Below are 17,709 nucleotides of genomic sequence, written 5' to 3'. Positions count from 1 at the left end.
GCCACCCCCTAAGGACGTGGAATGGACCAGCTGATCAACGGCGACGTACACGACCCGCACGCCATCCTGGGCGCGCACCCCGTCGACGACCAGACGGTGATCCGGACGCTGCGGCGCGGCGCCACCGTGGTCGAGGTGGTCGTGGAGACCGGGGACGGCGCGCGGCGGTACCCGATGAAGCGGTGCCACGCGGAAGGGCTGTTCGAGGCGACGCTGCCCGGCTGGGTCCCCGACTACCGGCTGGAGGTCGACGGCGAGGTCCGCGACGACCCGTACCGGTACCCGCCGACCCTGGGCGAGCTCGACCTGCACCTCATCGGCGAGGGTCGCCACGAGCGGCTGTGGGACGTCCTCGGCTCGCACCCGCGCGAGGGCGGCACCTCGTTCGCGGTGTGGGCGCCCAACGCCCGCGGCGTGCGGGTGGTCGGCGACTTCACCGGTTGGGACCCGCACGACGGCTGGTCGATGCGGTCGCTGGGCGGCAGCGGCGTCTGGGAGATCTTCGTACCGGAGGCCGCGGTCGGGCAGCGGTACAAGTACCGCATCCTCGGGCAGGACGGTGTCTGGCGGGAGAAGGCCGACCCGCTAGCCCAGCGTACCGAGGTGCCCCCGCACACCGCGTCGGTGATCTTCGAGTCCCGGTACGACTGGAAGGACTCCGACTGGCTCGCCCGGCGGGCCAAGAACCGGCCGCACCAGGAGCCGATGAGCGTCTACGAGGTGCATCTCGGCTCGTGGCGGCCCGGACTGTCCTACACCGAGCTGGCCGACCAGCTCACCGACTACGTCACCGAGATGGGCTTCACCCACGTGGAGTTTATGCCGGTGATGGAGCACCCGTTCGGCGGCTCGTGGGGCTACCAGGTCACCGGCTACTACGCGCCGACGGCGCGCTTCGGCGACCCGGACGAGTTCCGGTACCTGGTCGACCGGCTGCACGCCGCCGGTATCGGCGTCCTGGTCGACTGGGTGCCGGCGCACTTCCCGCGCGACGAGTGGGCGCTCGCGCGCTTCGACGGCACCCCGCTGTACGAGCACGCCGACCCGCGGCGCGGCGAACACCCCGACTGGGGCACCCTCATCTTCGACTTCGGCCGCCACGAGGTGCGCAACTTCCTGGTCGCCAACGCGCTGTACTGGTGCGACGAGTTCCACATCGACGGCCTGCGGGTGGACGCGGTCGCGTCCATGCTCTACCTCGACTACTCCCGCGCCGACGGCGAGTGGACGCCCAACAAGTACGGCGGGCGGGAGAACCTGGACGCGATCGAGTTCCTCCAGGAGATGAACGCGACCGTGTACCGCCACCACCCGGGCGTCGTCACGGTCGCCGAGGAGTCCACCTCCTGGCCCGGCGTGACCCGGCCGACCCACGCGCAGGGGCTCGGTTTCGGCTTCAAGTGGAACATGGGCTGGATGAACGACACCCTCGCGTACCTCAGCAAGGAGCCCGTCCACCGGCAGTGGCACCACCACCAGATGACCTTCTCGACCGTGTACGCGTGGAGCGAGAACTACGTCCTGCCGATCAGCCACGACGAGGTCGTGCACGGCAAGGGTTCCCTGGTCGGCAAGATGCCCGGCGACCTGTGGCAGAAGCTGGCCAACGCGCGCGCCCTGCTGGCCTTCATGTGGGCGCACCCGGGCAAGCAGTTGCTGTTCATGGGCTCGGAGCTGGGTGACGACCGGGAGTGGAGCGAGGAGCGCGGGCTGAACTGGGACCTGCTGTCCGACCCGGCCCGGGCCGGCGTCCAGCGCCTGGTCCAGGACCTCAACACCGCGTACCGGTCCACCCCGGCGCTGTGGAGCCAGGACACCAGCCCGGCCGGGTTCCGCTGGATCAGCTCGGAGGACTCGGCCAACAACACGTTCTCGTTCGTCCGCCTCGCCCCGGACGGCTCACCGCTGGTGTGCGTGGTCAACTTCGCCTCAGTGCCGCACGAGGACTACCGCATCGGCCTGCCGCGCGCCGGCACCTGGACCGAGGTGGTCAACACCGACGCGGACGTGTACGGCGGCTCCGGCGTCGGCAACCTGGGCGCCGTGCAGGCGGAGAACGTGCCGTGGCACAACATGCCCGCGTCGGCCTCGCTGCGGGTACCGCCGCTGGGCGCGCTCTGGCTGCGGCCGGCTACCGACTGATCAGCCGAGCACCGAGCGGTACACCTCCACCGTCCGGTCGGCGATCGACGCCCAGGAGAAGTGCTCCACGGCGCGGCGCCGGCCGGCGCGGCCCATCTCGGCGGCGCGCCCGGGCTCCTCGAGCAGGTTCGTGACGGCCTCGCCGAGCCCGGCGACGAACCGGTCGGGGTGCAGCGGGGTGCCGTCGGCGCCCTGCTCGATCGGTACCAGCAGGCCGGTCACGCCGTCGTCGACGACCTCCGGGATGCCGCCGGTCGCGGTGGCCACGACGGCGGTCTCGCACGCCATCGCCTCCAGGTTCACGATGCCCATCGGTTCGTAGATCGACGGGCAGACGAACACGGTCGCGTGCGTGAGGACCTGGATGACCTCGTCCTTGGGCAGCATCGCCTGTACCCAGACCACGCCCTCCCGGCTGGACCGCAGCTCGGCCACGAGCGCCTCGACCTCGGCGAGGATCTCGGGGGTGTCGGGGGCGCCGGCCAGCAGGACCAGCTGCGCCTGGGGCGGCAGCGACCGGGCCGCGCGCAGCAGGTACGGCAGGCCCTTCTGGCGGGTGATCCGGCCGACGTAGACCACGCTGGGCTTACCCGGGTCGACCCCCAGCCGCTCCAGCACGTCGGTACCCGGGTCCGGCTTGTACTGCTCGGTGTCGATGCCGTTGTGCACGACCCGTACCCGGCTCGCGTCCACCTCCGGGTAGGCGGCCAGCACGTCGCGCTTCATCCCCTCGGACACCGCGATCACCGCGTCCGCCGCCTCGATCGCGGTCCGCTCGACCCACGACGACAGCGCGTACCCGCCGCCGAGCTGCTCGGCCTTCCACGGCCGCAGCGGCTCCAGGCTGTGCGTGGTGACGACGTGCGGCACCCCGTACAGCAGCTTGGCCACGTGGCCGGCGAGGTTGGCGTACCAGGTGTGGCTGTGCACCACGTCGGCGCCGGCCGCCCCCGCAGCCATCTCCAGGTCGACGCCCATGGTGCGCAGCGCCGGGTTGGCACCGTCCAGGCCCGGGGGGTCGGTGTACGCGGTCACGCCCGGCTCCGGCCGGGGCGCGCCGAAGCAGTGGACCCGCGTGTCGGCGCGGTGGCGCAGCTCGCGGGCGAGGTACTCGACGTGGACGCCGGCGCCGCCGTAGACCTCCGGCGGGTACTCGCGGGTCATGAGATCGACGCGGAGCCGGCCGGTGAACGCTGCCATGCAAGGCACCTTAGCCTGACAAGTGCCGTGTCCGAGTGGTGCCGGGCCGATCGGATCGTTAGCGTCGGATGTATGGCTGCCAAGGTCCTCGCTATCGTCCTCGCCGGTGGCGAGGGCAAGCGACTGATGCCGTTGACCGCTGACCGGGCCAAGCCCGCCGTACCCTTCGGCGGCCTGTACCGGCTGGTCGACTTCGCCCTGTCCAACCTCGTCAACGGCGGCTACCTGCAGATCGTCGTGCTGACCCAGTACAAGTCGCACTCGCTCGACCGCCACATCACCCGCACCTGGCGGATGTCGAACCTGCTGGGCAACTACGTCACCCCGGTACCCGCGCAGCAGCGCCTCGGGCCGCGCTGGTTCGCCGGCTCCGCCGACGCGATCTACCAGAACCTCAACCTGATCTACGACGAGTGCCCGGACTACGTGATCGTGTTCGGCGCCGACCACATCTACCGGATGGACCCGAGGCAGATGGTCGAGGCCCACATCGCCTCCGGCGCCGGCGCCACCGTCGCGGCGATCCGCCAGCCGCTGTCCATGGCGGACCAGTTCGGTGTGATCGAGGTGACCGACGACGGCCGGCGGATCGCGTCGTTCCGCGAGAAGCCTACGGACGCGCAGGGGCTGTCTGACTCCCCCGACGAGGTCTACGCCTCGATGGGCAACTACGTCTTCACCACCGCGGCGCTGATCGACGCGCTCCAGCGGGACGCCCAGGACATCAGCAGCAAGCACGACATGGGCGGCAACATCATCCCGATGTTCGTCGAGCGCGGCGACGCCAACGTCTACGACTTCCGCGACACCATCGTGCCCGGCAGCACCGAGCGGGACCGGGGGTACTGGCGCGACGTCGGGACGCTGGACTCCTTCTACGACGCGCACATGGATCTCATCGCGATCCACCCGGTCTTCAACCTGTACAACTACGACTGGCCCATCTACACGGAGAACCGGCCGTGGCCGCCGGCCAAGTTCGTGCACGGCGGGCAGGAGCGCCTCGGGCGGGCCATCGGCTCGATGGTCTCCCCCGGTGCGGTGGTCTCCGGCTCACTCGTCGAGAACTCGATCGTGTCCCCGAACGTCCACGTGCACTCCTGGGCGCACGTCGAGGGCTCGGTCCTGTTCGAGGGGGTCGACGTCGGCCGGCACGCCGTTGTCCGCAACGCCATCATCGACAAGAACGTGCGCATCCCGGAGGGCATGGAGATCGGCGTCGACCTCGAACGCGACCGCGAACGCTTCACGGTCTCCCCGAACGGCATCGTGGTGATCGGCAAGGGACAGATCATCAAGGACTGACGGGCTCAGCCCGGCGGGGGCCGGCCACGGTCCCGCCCCCGCCGGCCGGTCTCACCGCCTGAGGCGTACCGGCTCGTGGGTGACCGCCTCGATGTCGTTGGCGGCCTCCACCAACAGGCGCTGCCCCAGATCGCATAGTGCCCGGGCGGCGGCGAGCTCGTCGCCGATCTCCGGGATGTCGCGGTCGGCCGGATTCAACTTGGCCCGGCCGATCCCGACCAACCGGGTATCCGCCTCTCCGCTGTGCAGGCACGCTTCGGCGTACGTGCGCCCCTCGTCGTCGTTGACGAGAACGTCGACCGTCCACCGCTTCACCGTCGACATGGTCCACCTCCCGACGGCCCGTGTCTTCTCCTTCGACTCCAACGCCCTCCCTACCCGGTCGTGCCGAGTCGAAGCCGGTCAGGTCACCGGGCCGACGCGCGCAGCGCGAAGACCGTCTCGCGGATGTCCCGGATGATCTCGTCGATCTCCTCCACCCGGTCGGTGATGAGCCGTTCCAGACCGCGGTCGGCGACCCGCGCGGCGATCGCCTGGATCGACAGGCCGAGGCCGAACAGGCGCTGGATCACGCTGTGCTGGAGGTCGGAGCCGATCCGCTCCCGGTCCTCCAGCAACCGCAGCCGCTCGTTGTCGCGGCGCGCCTCCGCAAGCTCCAGGACGAGCGCCGCCTGCGCGGCGAAACCGCTGATCATGTCCAGGTCGGCACCGTCGAACGACCCGTTCTCCGGGAACTTGGACACGATCAGCGCGCCGGCCGCGCGGCCCTCAGCGGCGACCGGTGCGATCAGGGCGGCACCCACCTCGTCCGGGCAGTGCCCGGCGATCCGGATCCGCGGGTCGTCGCGCAGATCCGTCACCAGCACGGGCCGCCGTTCGTGCAGGGCGATCGCCGACGCCGACCACTCCTTCGGGAAGACCTCGCCCTGCCACCGGCAGAAGTTCCCGGCCGCGGCGGCGACCCGCAGCAAGCCCGGGTCGTCGGTCGGCACGGTCACGCCGGCGCCGTCGGCGTCGCTGGCGCACAGCGCGAGCCGCACCATCTGCCGCAGGGTCTGATCGAGGTCGCTGCCGGTCAGCAACTGCGTGATGATCTCGACCATGGCGGCCTGCCACCGCTGTCGCTGCCGGCTCTCGACGTACAGGTGGGCGTTCTCGATCGCGATCCCGGCCGCCACCGCCAGCGCCGCCAGGAGATCCTCGTCCTCGGCGGTGAACTCCTCGGCCCCCTGCTTGTCGGTCAGGTACAGGTGGCCGAACACCCGGTCACGGACCCGTACCGGTACGCCGAGGAACGACCGCATCGGGGGGTGGTGCTCGGGAAAGCCCGCCGAGTAGGGGTGCTCGGCGAGGTCGCTCAGTCGCAGCCGCTGCGGATGCTGCACCAGCAGGCCCAGCAGCCCCTTGCCCTCGGGGATCCGGCCGATCCGGGCGGCCGTCCCCTCGTCCATGCCGGCGTGCACGAACTGGACCAGATCACCGTCGCGTACCTCACCGACGGCGGCGTAGCGCGCGTTCACCAGTTCGCGCGCGGCGTCGACGAGGCGCCGCAGCACGTCCCCCTCGTCGATGCCCCGGGCGACCTTCAGGTTGGCCCGCAGCAGCGCGCGCAGCCGCCCCTGGGTGTCCTGCACGTCACGGGCCCGCGCCACCAACTGCTCCAGCAGCTCGTCGAGTTCGAGCTTCGCCGCGCCGGGGAAGGCCAGCTCCGCGGCCGGGTCCGGGGGCGACGCCCGGCGGGCGGGGCCGGCGGAGGGCGGAGGGTGGTCATCGCCCATGCGGGCCACCCCCTTCCGCGACCGTGCCCCCCAAGCTGTACCGCGACCGCAGGCCCCACGAGCCAGCCTGGCGCCTTTCCAACCTGGCACTAGTTTCAGCTTTGCACTCGGGCACGCCGACGACCACGCGACATGGCGCGGATGCGGCGGTGGGAAGGGGTAAGGTCGGCGGCGGTTCACGCCAGCTCGTACAGCACCTCCGCGGCCGTGCTGCCGGCCGGGCCCCATACCGGGCGGATCGGAGGATCGTCCTGCGCCAGCACGCCGGCGCGCCGGCCGGTACCCGCGGCCACCTGGAGCGCCGTGTGTACCAGCCGCGCGTCAACCGCCAGCAACGCCGCCGCGCCGATCACCGGGCGCGGGCCGAACCCGGGCGACGCCAGCAACCGGGCGCCGTCGGTGCGCAGCCGCGCCCACCATCGCGCCTCGGCCTGCCGCAGGTCGGCCGGGTCCCGGACGCCGGCGAGCACCCAGGCGGCCGCGGGCGCCAGGTCCGACAGGTGCGCCGGCGATGCGGTACCGCACCAGCGCCCGCCGAGGAGGTGGCCGACGCTGCGGGCGGCCGGCTCCGGCAGGCACGCCTGGCGGACCATCCGGTCCCGGGCGGCGAGCAGCGCCACCGCGCCGGCGGCCCACGGTCGCGCCGGTGGCACCTCGGCCGCCACCCGCTCGGCCCAGCGCAGGCGCAGGCAGAGCGACAGCTCGTACGGGCCGTCCCCGCCCGGGTCGCCCCACGGCGACCCGGCCAACACGGCCCGCAGCTCGGGCAGGGACCCGGCGCCGGCCAGGCGGGGCCACGCGGTGGCGAGCACGCCCAGCCGCAACGGGGGCTGCTGCGGCGCGCCCGGCCGGGTGAGGACCCGTACCCGGTCGTCGATGTTGACCAGCTCGAACCAACCCGCGAGCAGCCGCAGCAGAGCCACCCCGTCGGCGGGGACCCATCTGGCCAGTACCCGCAGGCTGTCCAGCAGCGTCGCGGCGACGCCGCGCTGCGCGGCGGCCAGCGAGCTGTCGGGGGGCGCGTTCCGGCCGTAGGGCGAGCCGGCCAATCCCCGGAGCGCGTCGTCCAGTGAGGCGCTGGCGGCGAGTTCGCGCGCACCGGCGCTGCCCACCCGACGTACGGGCAGCATCCGGGCTCGTACGGTGCCGGCGGCCCAACGAACGCTCACCGCAACCCCCTCTCCAACCGAGCCTGCGCCGGGGCCGGCCGGCCGCGCCAGGGCCGCCCGCCCACCCGGTCGGGGACCTTCGCCCCCGTCCGGTCGGTCTCCCGACGGGCGTCCCGGTCTCCCGGCGGGCGTCGACCGGTGACCAAAGACTGCCCGGGTCGGGTCCAACGGCACCGCCACCTCACCCGGCGCGCGCCGAGGCTTGGAGGTACGGAGGCTTGGAGGTACAGAGCGGGAGGTACGGCGACCGTGGCGGCACGACACCGGCGGGAGACAGCACCGGTCATGAACGACCGGCCCTGGACCGCGGGGTACGGCGCCCGCCCGCCCCGGATCGGCGCTGCTGCCGGCGCCGACCTCGACGGCCGCCGGGGACCCTGGGTGACGACGCGGATCGTCGTCGGGGTGGACGGCTCCCCGCCCAGCGAGGCGGCGCTGTGCTGGGCGGCGCGGGAGGCCGAGCGCCGGCGCGCCGAACTCGTCGTGCTGGTGGTCTACAACTGGCGGACATCAACCGTCCAGATCCAGGTCAGCCACGAGTTCGGGGAGTACGTGCGTGACCTGGCCATGTCGATCATGGAAGCCGCGGTGGCGGAGGCCCGCACCGTCGCACCGCACGCGCACGTCCACGGCGCGGCGGTGTTCGGCGAACCCGTGCGGGTGCTCTCGGAGGCCGGCAACGACGCCGAGATGCTGGTGGTCGGCGGCCGCGGCAGCGGCGGCTTCGCCAGGCTGCTGGCCGGCTCGGTGAGCGTACAGCTCGCCGCGCGGATGCCGGTCCCGGTCACGGTGGTCCGGGGGCGCGACGACGACTGCGACGAGACCGACCCCGTGGTCGTCGGCGTGGACGGGTCGGCGTCGGCGGACGCCGCCACCGGTCTCGCGTTCGAGGAGGCGGCCCAGCGCGGCTGCCGGCTGGTGGCGGGGTTCGCGTACGACGTGTCGACGCCGCCGTGGACGGCGGGAGCGCCGGCCGCCGAGTACGACACCGGCAGGATCCAGGACGAGCTGAGGGCGGCGCTGGTCGGGCACGTCGCCCGCTGGCACGACAAGTACCCGGACGTACCGGTCGACTACGTCGTCGACCAGGGCAGCCCGGCCGCGGTACTGACCCGCTGGTCGCGCCACGCGCAACTGCTGGTCGTCGGCTGTCACGGGCACGGGGCGACCACCGGCGCGCTGCCCGGGGCGGTGTGGCTGCAGTTGATCCACCATGCCGACTGCCCGGTCCTGATCGCCCGGTCACCGGAGAACGCCTGACCCGCTGGGACATTTGGAGGCCACCATGACCCGTCGACCCCGGCTCACCGAGATCGGGCTCAACACCGGCAAGAAGGGCCGGCTGCACCGGATCCTGTACAAGCACGGGCTGGGCAACGGAACGGCCCTGTTCCTGCCGTACGACCAGGGGCTCGAACACGGGCCGCGCGACTTCTTCACCAATCCGGCGGCCGCCGATCCCGGCTACATCGTCAGGCTCGCGGTCGAGGGCGGGTTCAACGGCGTCGCCCTGCAGATCGGGTTGGCCGAGAAGTTCTACTGGGACTACGCCGGTGAGGTACCTCTGATCCTCAAGCTCAACGGCAAGACCGACATCCCCCCGGACGCGCAGCCGCTCTCGCCGCTGCATGCGAGCGTCGCCGACGCGGTACGGCTGGGCGCCGACGCGGTCGGCTACACGATGTACGTCGGCTCGCCCGTACAGGAGCAGGACTTCGCCCAGTTCCGGACGGTCCGCGAGGAGGCGCACCAGCTCGGGATGCCCCTGATCGTGTGGGCGTACCCGCGCGGCGACGCGATCGACGCCAAGGGCGGCAAGGACTCCTTCTACGCCGTCGACTACGCGGCGCGTACCGCGAGCGAGCTCGGCGCCGATGTCGTCAAGGTGAACTTCCCCAAGCCGGACCGGCGCACCGGGGTACCGGGTGGCTACGACGCCGAGTTCACCGAGCAGCAGGCCGTCGAGGCGGTCGTACGGTCGGCCAACCGCACGCTGGTACTGATCTCCGGCGGGGAGAAGGCCGGCGACCAGGCCATGCTCGAGAAGGCCCAGGAGGCGATGGAGGCCGGCGCCACCGGACTGATCTTCGGTAGGAACGTCTGGCAGCGCGACCACGACGAGTCGCTGCGCTTCGTCGCCCGGCTCAAGGAGATCCTCGCCAAGTATCCGAGCGACTAGATACGGGGTCGGTGACAACGGCGTTCGACCGGCCTATCGTCATCGACGTGGACGGCTCCCCGTCGTCGTACCGCGCCGCCGGCCGGCCGGTGGTGCAACGATGACCGTCGTGGTCGTCGGCGTGGACGGATCACCGGCCAGCACCGCCGCGCTGAAGTGGGCCGCCGCCGAGGCCTGGCTGCGCGAGGTGGAGCTGCTCGTGCTCGCCAGCTACCGGTGGCGCCCGCTCGGCGGCCACCTCCCCGGCCGCGGTGAGGCCCGCCCGCCCGTGACGGAGCAGCGCGCGCGAGAGATCGTCGACGAGGCGGTGGCCTCGGCCCGTACGATCACGTCCGAGGTGCGCGGCCGTACCGTCGCCGGCCACCCGGTCAAGGTGATGCTCGAGGCGGCCCGCGACGCCGGACTGGTCGTCGTGGGCGACGGTGGCCGGGGCGGGTTCACCGGCCTGCTGCTCGGGTCGGCCAGCGCCCAGGTGTCGGCGCACTCCCCGGGCCCGGTGGTGGTCGTGCGGGGGCGCGCCAACACCGCGATCGGCCCGGTCGTCGTGGGCGTCGACAGCTCACACTCCGCGCAGCAGGCCCTCCGTACGGCCTTCGCCGAGACGGCGTTGCGCCGCCAGGCTCCGCTGGTGGCGGTCACCGCCTACACCGCGCCCCTTCCGCCGTGGACCGGCGGGATGCCGCCGATCGGGTACGACGCGGAGCGGCTCGACGCCGATCTGCGGGCGGAGCTGGCCAGCCGGCTCGCGACCTGGCGCGACGGGTACCCGGACGTGGTCGTGGAGTGCGAGGTGGTCCGGGGCGCCGCGGCCGCCATCCTGGCCGAGCGGTCCCGGCAGGCGCAGTTGCTGATCGTCGGCGCCCGCAGCCACGGCGGGTTCGACGGGCTGCTGCTGGGGTCGGTCAGCCAGCACCTGCTACACCACGCCGACTGTCCGGTGCTGATCGCCCGTACCCGCAACTGATCTCCGACCGGACGGCGTACAGCTCGAGCAGGCGCATCCTCGTCTTCTGCAACCGGTCCACCGCCACCTGCATGAACCGCCGGATCAACTGGTAACCGAGCTCGTGGTCGGCGTCGCACAGCCGGCGGACCCCGAACCCGTCCATCCGCACCGCGAACGTCGTCTCCACCGCGTACGCGTCGAAGTGCCACTGGTACGGCGGGAACAGCCACGACCAGCCCAGTACCGCGCCGGGGCCGAGCGTCTCCACCACCACGTCGCCCCGCCCGGGTACATGGGTGGACAGCTCGACCCGTCCCCGGTTGACGAACCAGAACCGGTCGGCCCGGCTGCCCTCCGAGAACACCCGGCTCCCGGTGTGGATCACGGTGCGGCTCGCCAGGTACGACAGCTGCCGCAGGTGCTCGGGTGACAGTCCGGCCAGGAAGGGCTGCGCGGCCAGCAGGTCGTACGCGGTCTCCATCACAGGCCGGCTTCGAAGATGTAGCGGCTGCTGCGATCCGCCACGTCGGGACGGCGACGAGGCTCGTCCCCGGCGGTGACCGCGTCCGGCATCAGGCAGCCCCGCAGCAGGTCCCGGCGGCTCACGATCCCGGCGAGCCGGCCCTCGTCGCCCACCACCGGCAGGCGCTTGATCGACTCGGCCTCCATCAACCGGGCTGCCTCCACAATGGACGCGTCAGGGCCGATCGTGACGGCCGGGCTGCTCATCAGTTCGGCGGCGGTGTCGCCGGAGGCGTCGTGGTTCGCCGTACGGCGGCGGCCCCGGCCGAACAGGCGTGCCCGCGGGTCGTCGCCGTCGAACACCATCTTCGGCACCACGTCGGTCTCGGAGACCACCCCCACGACCCGGTCGTCGGCGTCGATCACCGGGACGGCGCTCACCCCGTACCAGACGAGGGCGTCCACGATCTCCCGGTAGCCGGCTTGCTCCCGTACCGCCACCACCATGTCGGTCATGACGTCCCTGACCCTGACCGGTCGCACGGCCGCCACCTTTCCGCTGCGCCCGTCCCCACTGTGCGGCGTGTCCGGCCCGGGCGACAGGGCCGTTGGGCCCGTCGGGTGGAGCAGTGCGGCCCGTCCTCGCCTCTCTGCACCCACGGCCGGCACGCTCCAGCCGGGGGCGGGGCACGGCCGGTTCGGGACCTTCGGCCCCTTCCGCGCCCTCCGGCGTCAGGTACAAAAGCCACATGATCCGGGTGTACCTGCTCGACGACCACGAGGTCGTCCGGCGTGGCCTGCGCGACCTGCTCGAGGCCGACGGCGACATCGAGATCGTGGGCGAGTCCGGCTCGGCGGTCGACGCCGGGCACCGCATCCCGGCGCTGCGTCCGCACGTCGCCGTGCTCGACGCCCGACTGCCCGACGGCAGCGGCATCGACGTCTGCCGGGAGATCCGGTCGATCGACCCGACCATCCAGGCGCTGATCCTCACCTCCTACGAGGACGACGAGGCGCTGTTCGCCGCGATCATGGCCGGCGCCGCCGGCTACGTCCTCAAGCAGATCAGGGGCACCGACCTCGTCGACGCGGTCCGCCGGGTCGCCGCCGGCCAGTCCCTGCTCGACCCCGCCGTCACCGCCCGGGTCCTCGACCGCATCCGCCGCGGCCCCGACCAGCCCGACGAGCTCAGGGACCTGACCGAGCAGGAGCGGCGCATCCTCGCGCTGGTCGCCGAGGGGCTGACCAACCGCGAGATCGCCCAGCGCATGTTCCTGTCGGAGAAGACCGTCAAGAACTACGTGTCGAGCCTGCTGGCCAAGCTCGGCCTGGAGCGGCGTACCCAGGCCGCCGTGCTGGCGGCGAAGCTGCTCGGCAAGCGTTAGACCGGCACGGCCCAGGTCAGGGCGGTGCCGTACGGACGCGCCGGCCCGATCTCGAACGTTCCGCCCAGCTCCTCGGCGCGGCGGCGCATGTTGTCCAGCCCGCTGTGATGGTCGACCTCGCCCAGGCCCACGCCGTCGTCGACGACCGTGGTGGCCAGCCGCCCGCCGTCGACGACGACGTTGACCTCGACCGCGCCGGCCCTGGCGTGCCGGGCGACGTTCGACAGGGCCTCCCGCAGGACCGCGAGCAGGGCCGGCCGGACCGGCTCGGGTACGGCGCTGTCCAGCGGCCCGCCCAGGCTCAGGTGCGGCCGGAAGCCCAGCGCGCAGCGCGCCTCGTCGGCCAGCGCGCGGATCTGGTGCCGCAGGTCGCCCGCGTCGCCGGTACGCAGCTCGAAGATCGTGCCCCGGATGTCGCGGATCGTGGTGTCCAGATCGTCCACCACGGCCTCGATGCGGGAACCGACCTCGGGGGGTGTCGCGTACCGGGCGGCTCCCTGCAACTGCATGCCGGCCGCGAACAGCCGCTGAATCACCACATCGTGCAGGTCGCGCGCGATGCGTTCGCGGTCGCCGAGCACCGCGAGCATCTCCCGCTCGTCCTGGGCCCGGGACCGCTCCAGCGCCAGGGCGGCCTGCCCGGCGAACGTCTCGACCAGCGCGATGTCGGGGTCCTCGGCGAACGCGACGCTGCCCCGCCGGTACGCCACGGCGAGCGCCCCCAGAGTCTCGCCGGCCGCGGCGAGCGGTACCAGCAGGGCCGTGCCGGTCGCCAGCGGCACCGACCAGTCGGTGGCCTTCCCGAGGTCCTCCACGACGGCGATGTGCCGGTCGGCCAGTACGGTGCCGAACTCGCTGCGGGAACCGCACACCGTCGCGCCGATCAGGTCGGGCGGCGCGTTGCCGGCGGCAACCTCCACCGTGAGCGCGTCGGTCGCCTCGTCGTAGATCATCACCAGCGTGATGTCGGCCTCGGCGACCTCCCGGGCGCGGGAGGCGACGAGTTGCAGCGCCTGGGTGCGGTTGACCTCACCCAGCAGCACCGACGTGATCTCCCCCGCCGCCTCCAGCCAACGCTGGCGCCGGCGCATCTGCGCGTACAGCCGGGCGTTCTCGATCGCGGCGCCGGCCGCGACCGACAGCGCGGTCATCAGTTCCTCGTCGTCGTCGGTGAACTGGCCCCCGCCGCGCTTCTCAGCCAGGTAGAGGTTGCCGAACACCTGCTCCCGGATGCGCACCGGGACACCGAGGAAGCTGCGCATCATCGGATGGTGATCCGGGAAGCCGTACGCGCGGGGGTGCGCGGCGATGTCGGTCAGCCGGATCGGCCGGGGATCCTCGATCAGCAGGCCCAGTACGCCGTGCCCACGAGGCAGCGCTCCGATCCGGCGACGGTCTTCGTCACTGATGCCGTGGGTGATGAAATCGGCGAGGGTACGGTCGGGCCCGATCACGCCGATGGCGCCGTACTCGGCGTCGGCCAACCGGCAGGCCGCGATCACGATGCGCTCCAGCGTGCTGCGCAGGTCGAGATCGGTACCGATGCCGACCGCCGCGTCCAGCAGCGCCCGCAGCCGCTCCCGGCTCGCCGCCACCTCGCCGACCCGGTTCAGCAACTCGTGCAGCAGTTCGTCCAGGCGCACCCGGGACAGGGGCGACAGGGGCAGCGAGGGCCCCTGCCAGCCGGGGGCTGCCGCGAGCGACTCCGGTTCGGTCGCCATTCCCGCATCGTATCCACCCCCGGTGACGGGCGGCGCGGGCGCCGAGCCGGCGGCCGTCCCCCCGGCGGTACGGGGCACGGACCAGCCGCCACGGGTACGGGAAATCGGGTGCGCCGGCCGACCGCACCGGCGCACCCGATCGTTGCTCAAGGACCGCACCGGCTCGTCGAGTCGGCGGCAGGCGCGAGCCCCGCCGGAGATCAGAGGGGGCGGACCTGCTCGGCCTGGGGGCCCTTCTGGCCCTGTGTGACCTGGAACTCGACCCGCTGGTTCTCCTCGAGCGAGCGGTAACCGCCGGACTCGATGGCGGAGAAGTGAACGAACACGTCGGGGCCGCCCTCGTCCGGGCTGATAAAGCCGAAACCCTTGTCGGCGTTGAACCACTTCACCGTGCCCTGTGCCATTGCCGTTCTCCCTTGTCAGGCCCGATGACCTGCGGATGCAGATCAGGAGCCGCTCTGGCCTGCGGCCCACATCGCCCAACCCGCCGACGGCGGCGACGCCTGGTGCGTGACCGCAGTAAGCCGGCTGGTACAAGGCGGTCCGCCTACCCAAAAAATGGACGTACACGCGCCGCCCCATCGCGCGCGTGATCGCCTCATCGTGCGAATGACCGCGTACGCCCGCAAACGCCAGATCGGACGCCTCGACTCAACCACGACGCGCGACTCTCCGCAGGGGTTCGGCCAAGATCTCGGTCCGCAACTCGCGCCCCGCGGTGATCAGCCACGCGGCTGGAGCACGTAGACCTCGTTGAGTTCGGCGTCCTGGGGCGGTCCCATCATCGACACCTCGTACCTCGCGACGACCTCCAACGGCCCGTGCGGCAGGTACGCCCGGCCGGGATCGCCGACCAGGACCCGTGCCCCGCGTCCCGCGGCCCGCTCGACGAACGCCAGTACCCGCGCCGCCAGCGACCCGTCGTAGAAGAGGTCACCGACGAGCACCACCTCGGCACCGGCACCGTCGCCGCCGAGCAGGTCGGCACCGTCGGCGTGGACGACGACGCCGTTGGCGCGCGCGTTCAGCGTAGCGGCGGCCCGGGCGTACGGGTCGATGTCGTTCGCGGTCACCGCCGCCGCACCGGCGACGGCCGCCGCGATGGCGACGAGCCCGGAACCGGCTCCCAGGTCGAGTACCCGGCGCCCGGCGACCACCTCGGGATGGTCGAGGACGTACCTCGATACGGCCTGGCCGCCGGCCCAGGCGGACGCCCAGAACGGCGCCAGCCCGGTACCCCGCTCGGCCTCCATCCGCGCGCCGAAGATGATCGGGTCGACGGCGAGATGCAGGCGTACCTCGGGCACGAACGGCAACCGCACCAGGCTGAGCTGGTCGAGGCCGACGACGCCGGACATCGGCGGGTCGTCCAGCACGGTGCGTTCGAGGTGGGACATTTCACAACCGATCCGATCGGTCATCGGTCAAGCATGGCGCACGGATGCCGCGACCACAGCGGAGTCGGGAACCCGGCCCGTACCCAGCAGCTTCGCCACGATCCGGTCGAGCGCCGCCAGGTCCGCGTCGTCGAGGTCGAGAACCGGCTCCGGCGGGCGCCCCAGGATGCGTTCGGCCACCTCGGCGGCGTCCGCCCCGGCGAGGGTCAGCGTCACGATCCTCAGCCGCCGGTCGCCGGCGTGCGCACCACGCCGGACCAGCCCGCGCCGCTGCAGGTCGTCCACGACCACGGTGGTGTACGGGGCATCGGTCGCCAACCGCTCGGCGAGCTGCCGCATCGTCAGCGGGCCCGCGGCCAGCGACCGCAGCGCCTTGGCCCGGACGAAGCTCAGGCCGAGGGCCTCGCCTACCTCCCTGCGCCGGTCATGCAGGTCGAGGACGAGCGTCCGCATCCCCCGCCACACCCGGGCCGCGGCCTCCGCGCGCCCGGCCGCGCTGTCGGCGGTCCCGGCGCTGTCGGCGGTCCCGGGGCGGGTCTTCATCGCGCACCCACCTGGGCCGGGGTCCTGGCCGGGGCGATGCGGGCCGCCGCCTCCTCGGCGGTACGACGCGCCCAGCGCCCCGTCGTCAGCGTGCCGAAAGCCAGGACGGTCAGCCCGCAGCCGGCGACGATCCACCAGCCGACGTGGCTGGCCTGCGTGAAGTGCGCCGCCATCGGGCCACCGAGGCCGGCGGTCACCGCCGATCCGATGACCGCGACGCCGAGCGACTGGCCCACCTGGCGGCTGGTGGAGGCGATCGCCGCCGCGACGCCGGCCTGCGAGCGCGGCATCCCGGAGACGGCGGTGTTGGTGATCGGGACGTTGAGCAGGCCGAAGCCGAAGCCGAAAACGACGTAGCCGGCCATCAGCCAGCCCACCGGCACGTCCGCTGTCAACCGCGTGAACGGCAGGATACTCACGGTCATCGCCGCGCCGGCGAGCACCAGCGGCAGTCGCGGTCCACGGGCGGCGACGAGCCGCCCGGACAGCGGCGCGAAGACGGCGGTCATCACCGCCATCGGCAGCGTGTACAGCCCGGCGTGCAGCGCGGAGAGCCCGCGGACCTCCTGGAGGTAAAGGGTGTTGAGGAACAGGAAACCGCTCATCGCGCCGAACCCGCTGACCGCGATCACGGTGGCTCCCGAGAACGGCGCGCTGCGGAAGAACCGGAGGTCGAGCAGCGGCTCCCGGCGGCGCGACTCGTACCCGAGGAGGGCGACGAACGCGGCGGCGGCGAGCGCGAAGAAGGCGATGATCCGTGGCGACGACCAGCCGGCGGCCGGACCCTCGATGATGGCGTACGTCAACGACGCCAGGAGGGTGAGGACGAGGACCTGGCCGACCGGGTCGACGCGGCGGGGGTGGGCCGCCCGGGACTCGGGCACGAACCGCGCGGTCAGCAGCAGCGCGGCCAGCCCGACCGGAATGTTGATCCAGAAGATCGACCGCCAGCCCAGCGCCGCGACCAGCGTTCCGCCGACGACCGGCCCCAGGGCCATGCTGACGCCGACCACGCCGCCCCAGACGCCGATCGCACGGGCCCGCTCCCTCGGCTCGGTGAAGGTATTGGTGATGATCGACATGGCCACCGGGTTGAGCATCGAGCCCCCGACCGCCTGCACCATCCGGAACGCGACGAGCCAACCGAGGCTCGGTGCGACGCTGCACAGCAGCGAGCCGATGGTGAAGACGACCAGTCCGGTCTGGAAGGTCCGGCGCCGGCCGACCCGGTCGCCGGTCGAGCCACCGAGGATCAGCAGGCTGGCCAGCACCAGCGTGTACGCGTCGATCGTCCACTGCAGTCCCGACATCGACGCGTGCAGGTCCCGCCGGATCGACGGGAGAGCGATGTTCACGATCGTGTTGTCGAGGCTGACGATCAGCAGGCTCATGCAGCAGATGGCCAGTACCAGCAGCCGCCCGCGGCGGTCGAGCTCAGGCACGCGAAAACCTCAGATACTTGTACGGATATAACCTTTAGCA

The 17,709-nt window shown here is 72.4% G+C and carries 17 protein-coding genes; 6 read left to right on the top strand and 11 right to left on the bottom strand.

Annotated elements, in window-relative coordinates; genetic code table 11:
- Positions 1-21 precede the first annotated feature (21 nt).
- A complete protein-coding gene (gene glgB / locus Pme01_RS05265) occupies positions 22-2,142 on the top strand; it encodes a 1,4-alpha-glucan branching protein GlgB (RefSeq protein ID WP_168117100.1) in 2,121 nt (706 codons plus the stop codon).
- Here the strand turns inward: glgB and glgA are convergent, their stop codons facing one another.
- Positions 2,143-3,342 carry a glycogen synthase gene (gene glgA, locus Pme01_RS05260; RefSeq protein ID WP_168117101.1) on the bottom strand — a complete coding sequence of 400 codons (1,200 nt, stop codon included), beginning with the start codon at positions 3,340-3,342 and terminating at the stop codon, positions 2,143-2,145.
- A 72-nt stretch (positions 3,343-3,414) separates the two neighbouring features.
- Here glgA and glgC point away from each other — a divergent pair, with 72 nt between their 5' ends.
- Positions 3,415-4,647 (top strand): glucose-1-phosphate adenylyltransferase, encoded by a 1,233-nt coding sequence (gene glgC, locus Pme01_RS05255; protein ID WP_168117102.1) that lies wholly within the window; start codon positions 3,415-3,417, stop codon positions 4,645-4,647.
- Between the two features lie 51 nt (positions 4,648-4,698).
- On the opposite strand, the gene Pme01_RS05250 is transcribed toward glgC, so the two are convergent.
- From Pme01_RS05250 to Pme01_RS05240, 3 genes are all read right to left on the bottom strand, one after another.
- Positions 4,699-4,971 (bottom strand): DUF1876 domain-containing protein, encoded by a 273-nt coding sequence (locus Pme01_RS05250; RefSeq protein ID WP_168117103.1) that lies wholly within the window; start codon positions 4,969-4,971, stop codon positions 4,699-4,701.
- A gap of 83 nt (positions 4,972-5,054) precedes the next feature.
- Positions 5,055-6,425 (bottom strand): GAF domain-containing protein, encoded by a 1,371-nt coding sequence (locus Pme01_RS05245; RefSeq protein ID WP_168117104.1) that lies wholly within the window; start codon positions 6,423-6,425, stop codon positions 5,055-5,057.
- 176 nt (positions 6,426-6,601) lie between these two features.
- Positions 6,602-7,594, bottom strand: a complete 993-nt coding sequence (locus Pme01_RS05240) for a hypothetical protein (RefSeq protein WP_168117105.1) — start codon at positions 7,592-7,594, stop codon at positions 6,602-6,604.
- A 285-nt stretch (positions 7,595-7,879) separates the two neighbouring features.
- Between Pme01_RS05240 and Pme01_RS05235 the strand changes: the two genes are divergently transcribed.
- The 3 genes from Pme01_RS05235 to Pme01_RS05225 all read left to right on the top strand — a co-directional run bounded on the left by Pme01_RS05235 (position 7,880) and on the right by Pme01_RS05225 (position 10,737).
- Entirely contained in the window at positions 7,880-8,854 is a 975-nt protein-coding gene (locus tag Pme01_RS05235) for a universal stress protein (protein ID WP_168117106.1), read from the top strand.
- Between the two features lie 25 nt (positions 8,855-8,879).
- Positions 8,880-9,773, top strand: a complete 894-nt coding sequence (locus Pme01_RS05230; RefSeq protein WP_168117107.1) for a class I fructose-bisphosphate aldolase — start codon at positions 8,880-8,882, stop codon at positions 9,771-9,773.
- 100 nt (positions 9,774-9,873) lie between these two features.
- The gene (locus tag Pme01_RS05225; protein WP_168117108.1) at positions 9,874-10,737 is read left to right on the top strand and encodes a universal stress protein; all 864 of its coding nucleotides are present in this window, start codon (positions 9,874-9,876) and stop codon (positions 10,735-10,737) included.
- Here Pme01_RS05225 and Pme01_RS05220 read toward each other — a convergent pair.
- Together Pme01_RS05220 and Pme01_RS05215 are read right to left on the bottom strand one after the other, a co-directional pair.
- Entirely contained in the window at positions 10,676-11,200 is a 525-nt protein-coding gene (locus Pme01_RS05220; protein WP_168117109.1) for a Crp/Fnr family transcriptional regulator, read from the bottom strand. The genes Pme01_RS05225 and Pme01_RS05220 overlap by 62 nt on opposite strands.
- Positions 11,200-11,724 carry a CBS domain-containing protein gene (locus tag Pme01_RS05215; protein ID WP_203935438.1) on the bottom strand — a complete coding sequence of 175 codons (525 nt, stop codon included), beginning with the start codon at positions 11,722-11,724 and terminating at the stop codon, positions 11,200-11,202. The genes Pme01_RS05220 and Pme01_RS05215 overlap by 1 nt, the downstream gene beginning before the upstream one ends.
- 206 nt (positions 11,725-11,930) lie before the next feature.
- Here Pme01_RS05215 and Pme01_RS05210 point away from each other — a divergent pair, with 206 nt between their 5' ends.
- Positions 11,931-12,566, top strand: coding sequence for a response regulator (locus Pme01_RS05210; protein ID WP_168117110.1), 636 nt, complete (start codon positions 11,931-11,933; stop codon positions 12,564-12,566).
- Here the strand turns inward: Pme01_RS05210 and Pme01_RS05205 are convergent.
- The 5 genes from Pme01_RS05205 to Pme01_RS05185 all read right to left on the bottom strand — a co-directional run bounded on the left by Pme01_RS05205 (position 12,563) and on the right by Pme01_RS05185 (position 17,669).
- Entirely contained in the window at positions 12,563-14,287 is a 1,725-nt protein-coding gene (locus tag Pme01_RS05205; RefSeq protein WP_168117111.1) for a sensor histidine kinase, read from the bottom strand. The two genes, Pme01_RS05210 and Pme01_RS05205, sit on opposite strands and share 4 nt — an antisense overlap.
- Before the next feature lie 200 nt (positions 14,288-14,487).
- Complete coding sequence (locus Pme01_RS05200) at positions 14,488-14,691, bottom strand: cold-shock protein (protein ID WP_168117112.1); 204 nt, start codon at positions 14,689-14,691, stop codon at positions 14,488-14,490.
- A 318-nt stretch (positions 14,692-15,009) separates the two neighbouring features.
- Positions 15,010-15,684, bottom strand: a complete 675-nt coding sequence (locus Pme01_RS05195) for a class I SAM-dependent methyltransferase (protein ID WP_168117149.1) — start codon at positions 15,682-15,684, stop codon at positions 15,010-15,012.
- Between the two features lie 27 nt (positions 15,685-15,711).
- The gene (locus Pme01_RS05190) at positions 15,712-16,227 is read right to left on the bottom strand and encodes a MarR family winged helix-turn-helix transcriptional regulator (RefSeq protein WP_168117113.1); all 516 of its coding nucleotides are present in this window, start codon (positions 16,225-16,227) and stop codon (positions 15,712-15,714) included.
- Positions 16,224-17,669, bottom strand: coding sequence for an MFS transporter (locus Pme01_RS05185; protein ID WP_168117114.1), 1,446 nt, complete (start codon positions 17,667-17,669; stop codon positions 16,224-16,226). Before Pme01_RS05185 ends, Pme01_RS05190 begins: the two co-directional genes overlap by 4 nt.
- Positions 17,670-17,709: the final 40 nt, after the last annotated feature.

This window comes from Planosporangium mesophilum (genome assembly GCF_016863255.1).
Classification (GTDB): domain Bacteria; phylum Actinomycetota; class Actinomycetes; order Mycobacteriales; family Micromonosporaceae; genus Planosporangium; species Planosporangium mesophilum.
This window is presented reverse-complemented; position numbering and strand designations above follow the sequence as displayed.

Excerpts from the sequence above, each read along its gene's own strand:
- glgB (WP_168117100.1), top strand. The coding sequence starts at position 22 with ATGGACCAGCTGATCAACGGCGACGTACACGACCCGCACGCCATCCTG.
- glgA (WP_168117101.1), bottom strand. The coding sequence starts at position 3,342 with ATGGCAGCGTTCACCGGCCGGCTCCGCGTCGATCTCATGACCCGCGAG.
- glgC (WP_168117102.1), top strand. The coding sequence starts at position 3,415 with ATGGCTGCCAAGGTCCTCGCTATCGTCCTCGCCGGTGGCGAGGGCAAG.
- Pme01_RS05250 (WP_168117103.1), bottom strand. The coding sequence starts at position 4,971 with ATGTCGACGGTGAAGCGGTGGACGGTCGACGTTCTCGTCAACGACGAC.
- Pme01_RS05245 (WP_168117104.1), bottom strand. The coding sequence starts at position 6,425 with ATGGGCGATGACCACCCTCCGCCCTCCGCCGGCCCCGCCCGCCGGGCG.
- Pme01_RS05235 (WP_168117106.1), top strand. The coding sequence starts at position 7,880 with ATGAACGACCGGCCCTGGACCGCGGGGTACGGCGCCCGCCCGCCCCGG.
- Pme01_RS05230 (WP_168117107.1), top strand. The coding sequence starts at position 8,880 with ATGACCCGTCGACCCCGGCTCACCGAGATCGGGCTCAACACCGGCAAG.
- Pme01_RS05225 (WP_168117108.1), top strand. The coding sequence starts at position 9,874 with ATGACCGTCGTGGTCGTCGGCGTGGACGGATCACCGGCCAGCACCGCC.
- Pme01_RS05220 (WP_168117109.1), bottom strand. The coding sequence starts at position 11,200 with ATGGAGACCGCGTACGACCTGCTGGCCGCGCAGCCCTTCCTGGCCGGA.
- Pme01_RS05210 (WP_168117110.1), top strand. The coding sequence starts at position 11,931 with ATGATCCGGGTGTACCTGCTCGACGACCACGAGGTCGTCCGGCGTGGC.
- Pme01_RS05205 (WP_168117111.1), bottom strand. The coding sequence starts at position 14,287 with ATGGCGACCGAACCGGAGTCGCTCGCGGCAGCCCCCGGCTGGCAGGGG.
- Pme01_RS05200 (WP_168117112.1), bottom strand. The coding sequence starts at position 14,691 with ATGGCACAGGGCACGGTGAAGTGGTTCAACGCCGACAAGGGTTTCGGC.
- Pme01_RS05195 (WP_168117149.1), bottom strand. The coding sequence starts at position 15,684 with ATGTCCCACCTCGAACGCACCGTGCTGGACGACCCGCCGATGTCCGGC.
- Pme01_RS05190 (WP_168117113.1), bottom strand. The coding sequence starts at position 16,227 with ATGAAGACCCGCCCCGGGACCGCCGACAGCGCCGGGACCGCCGACAGC.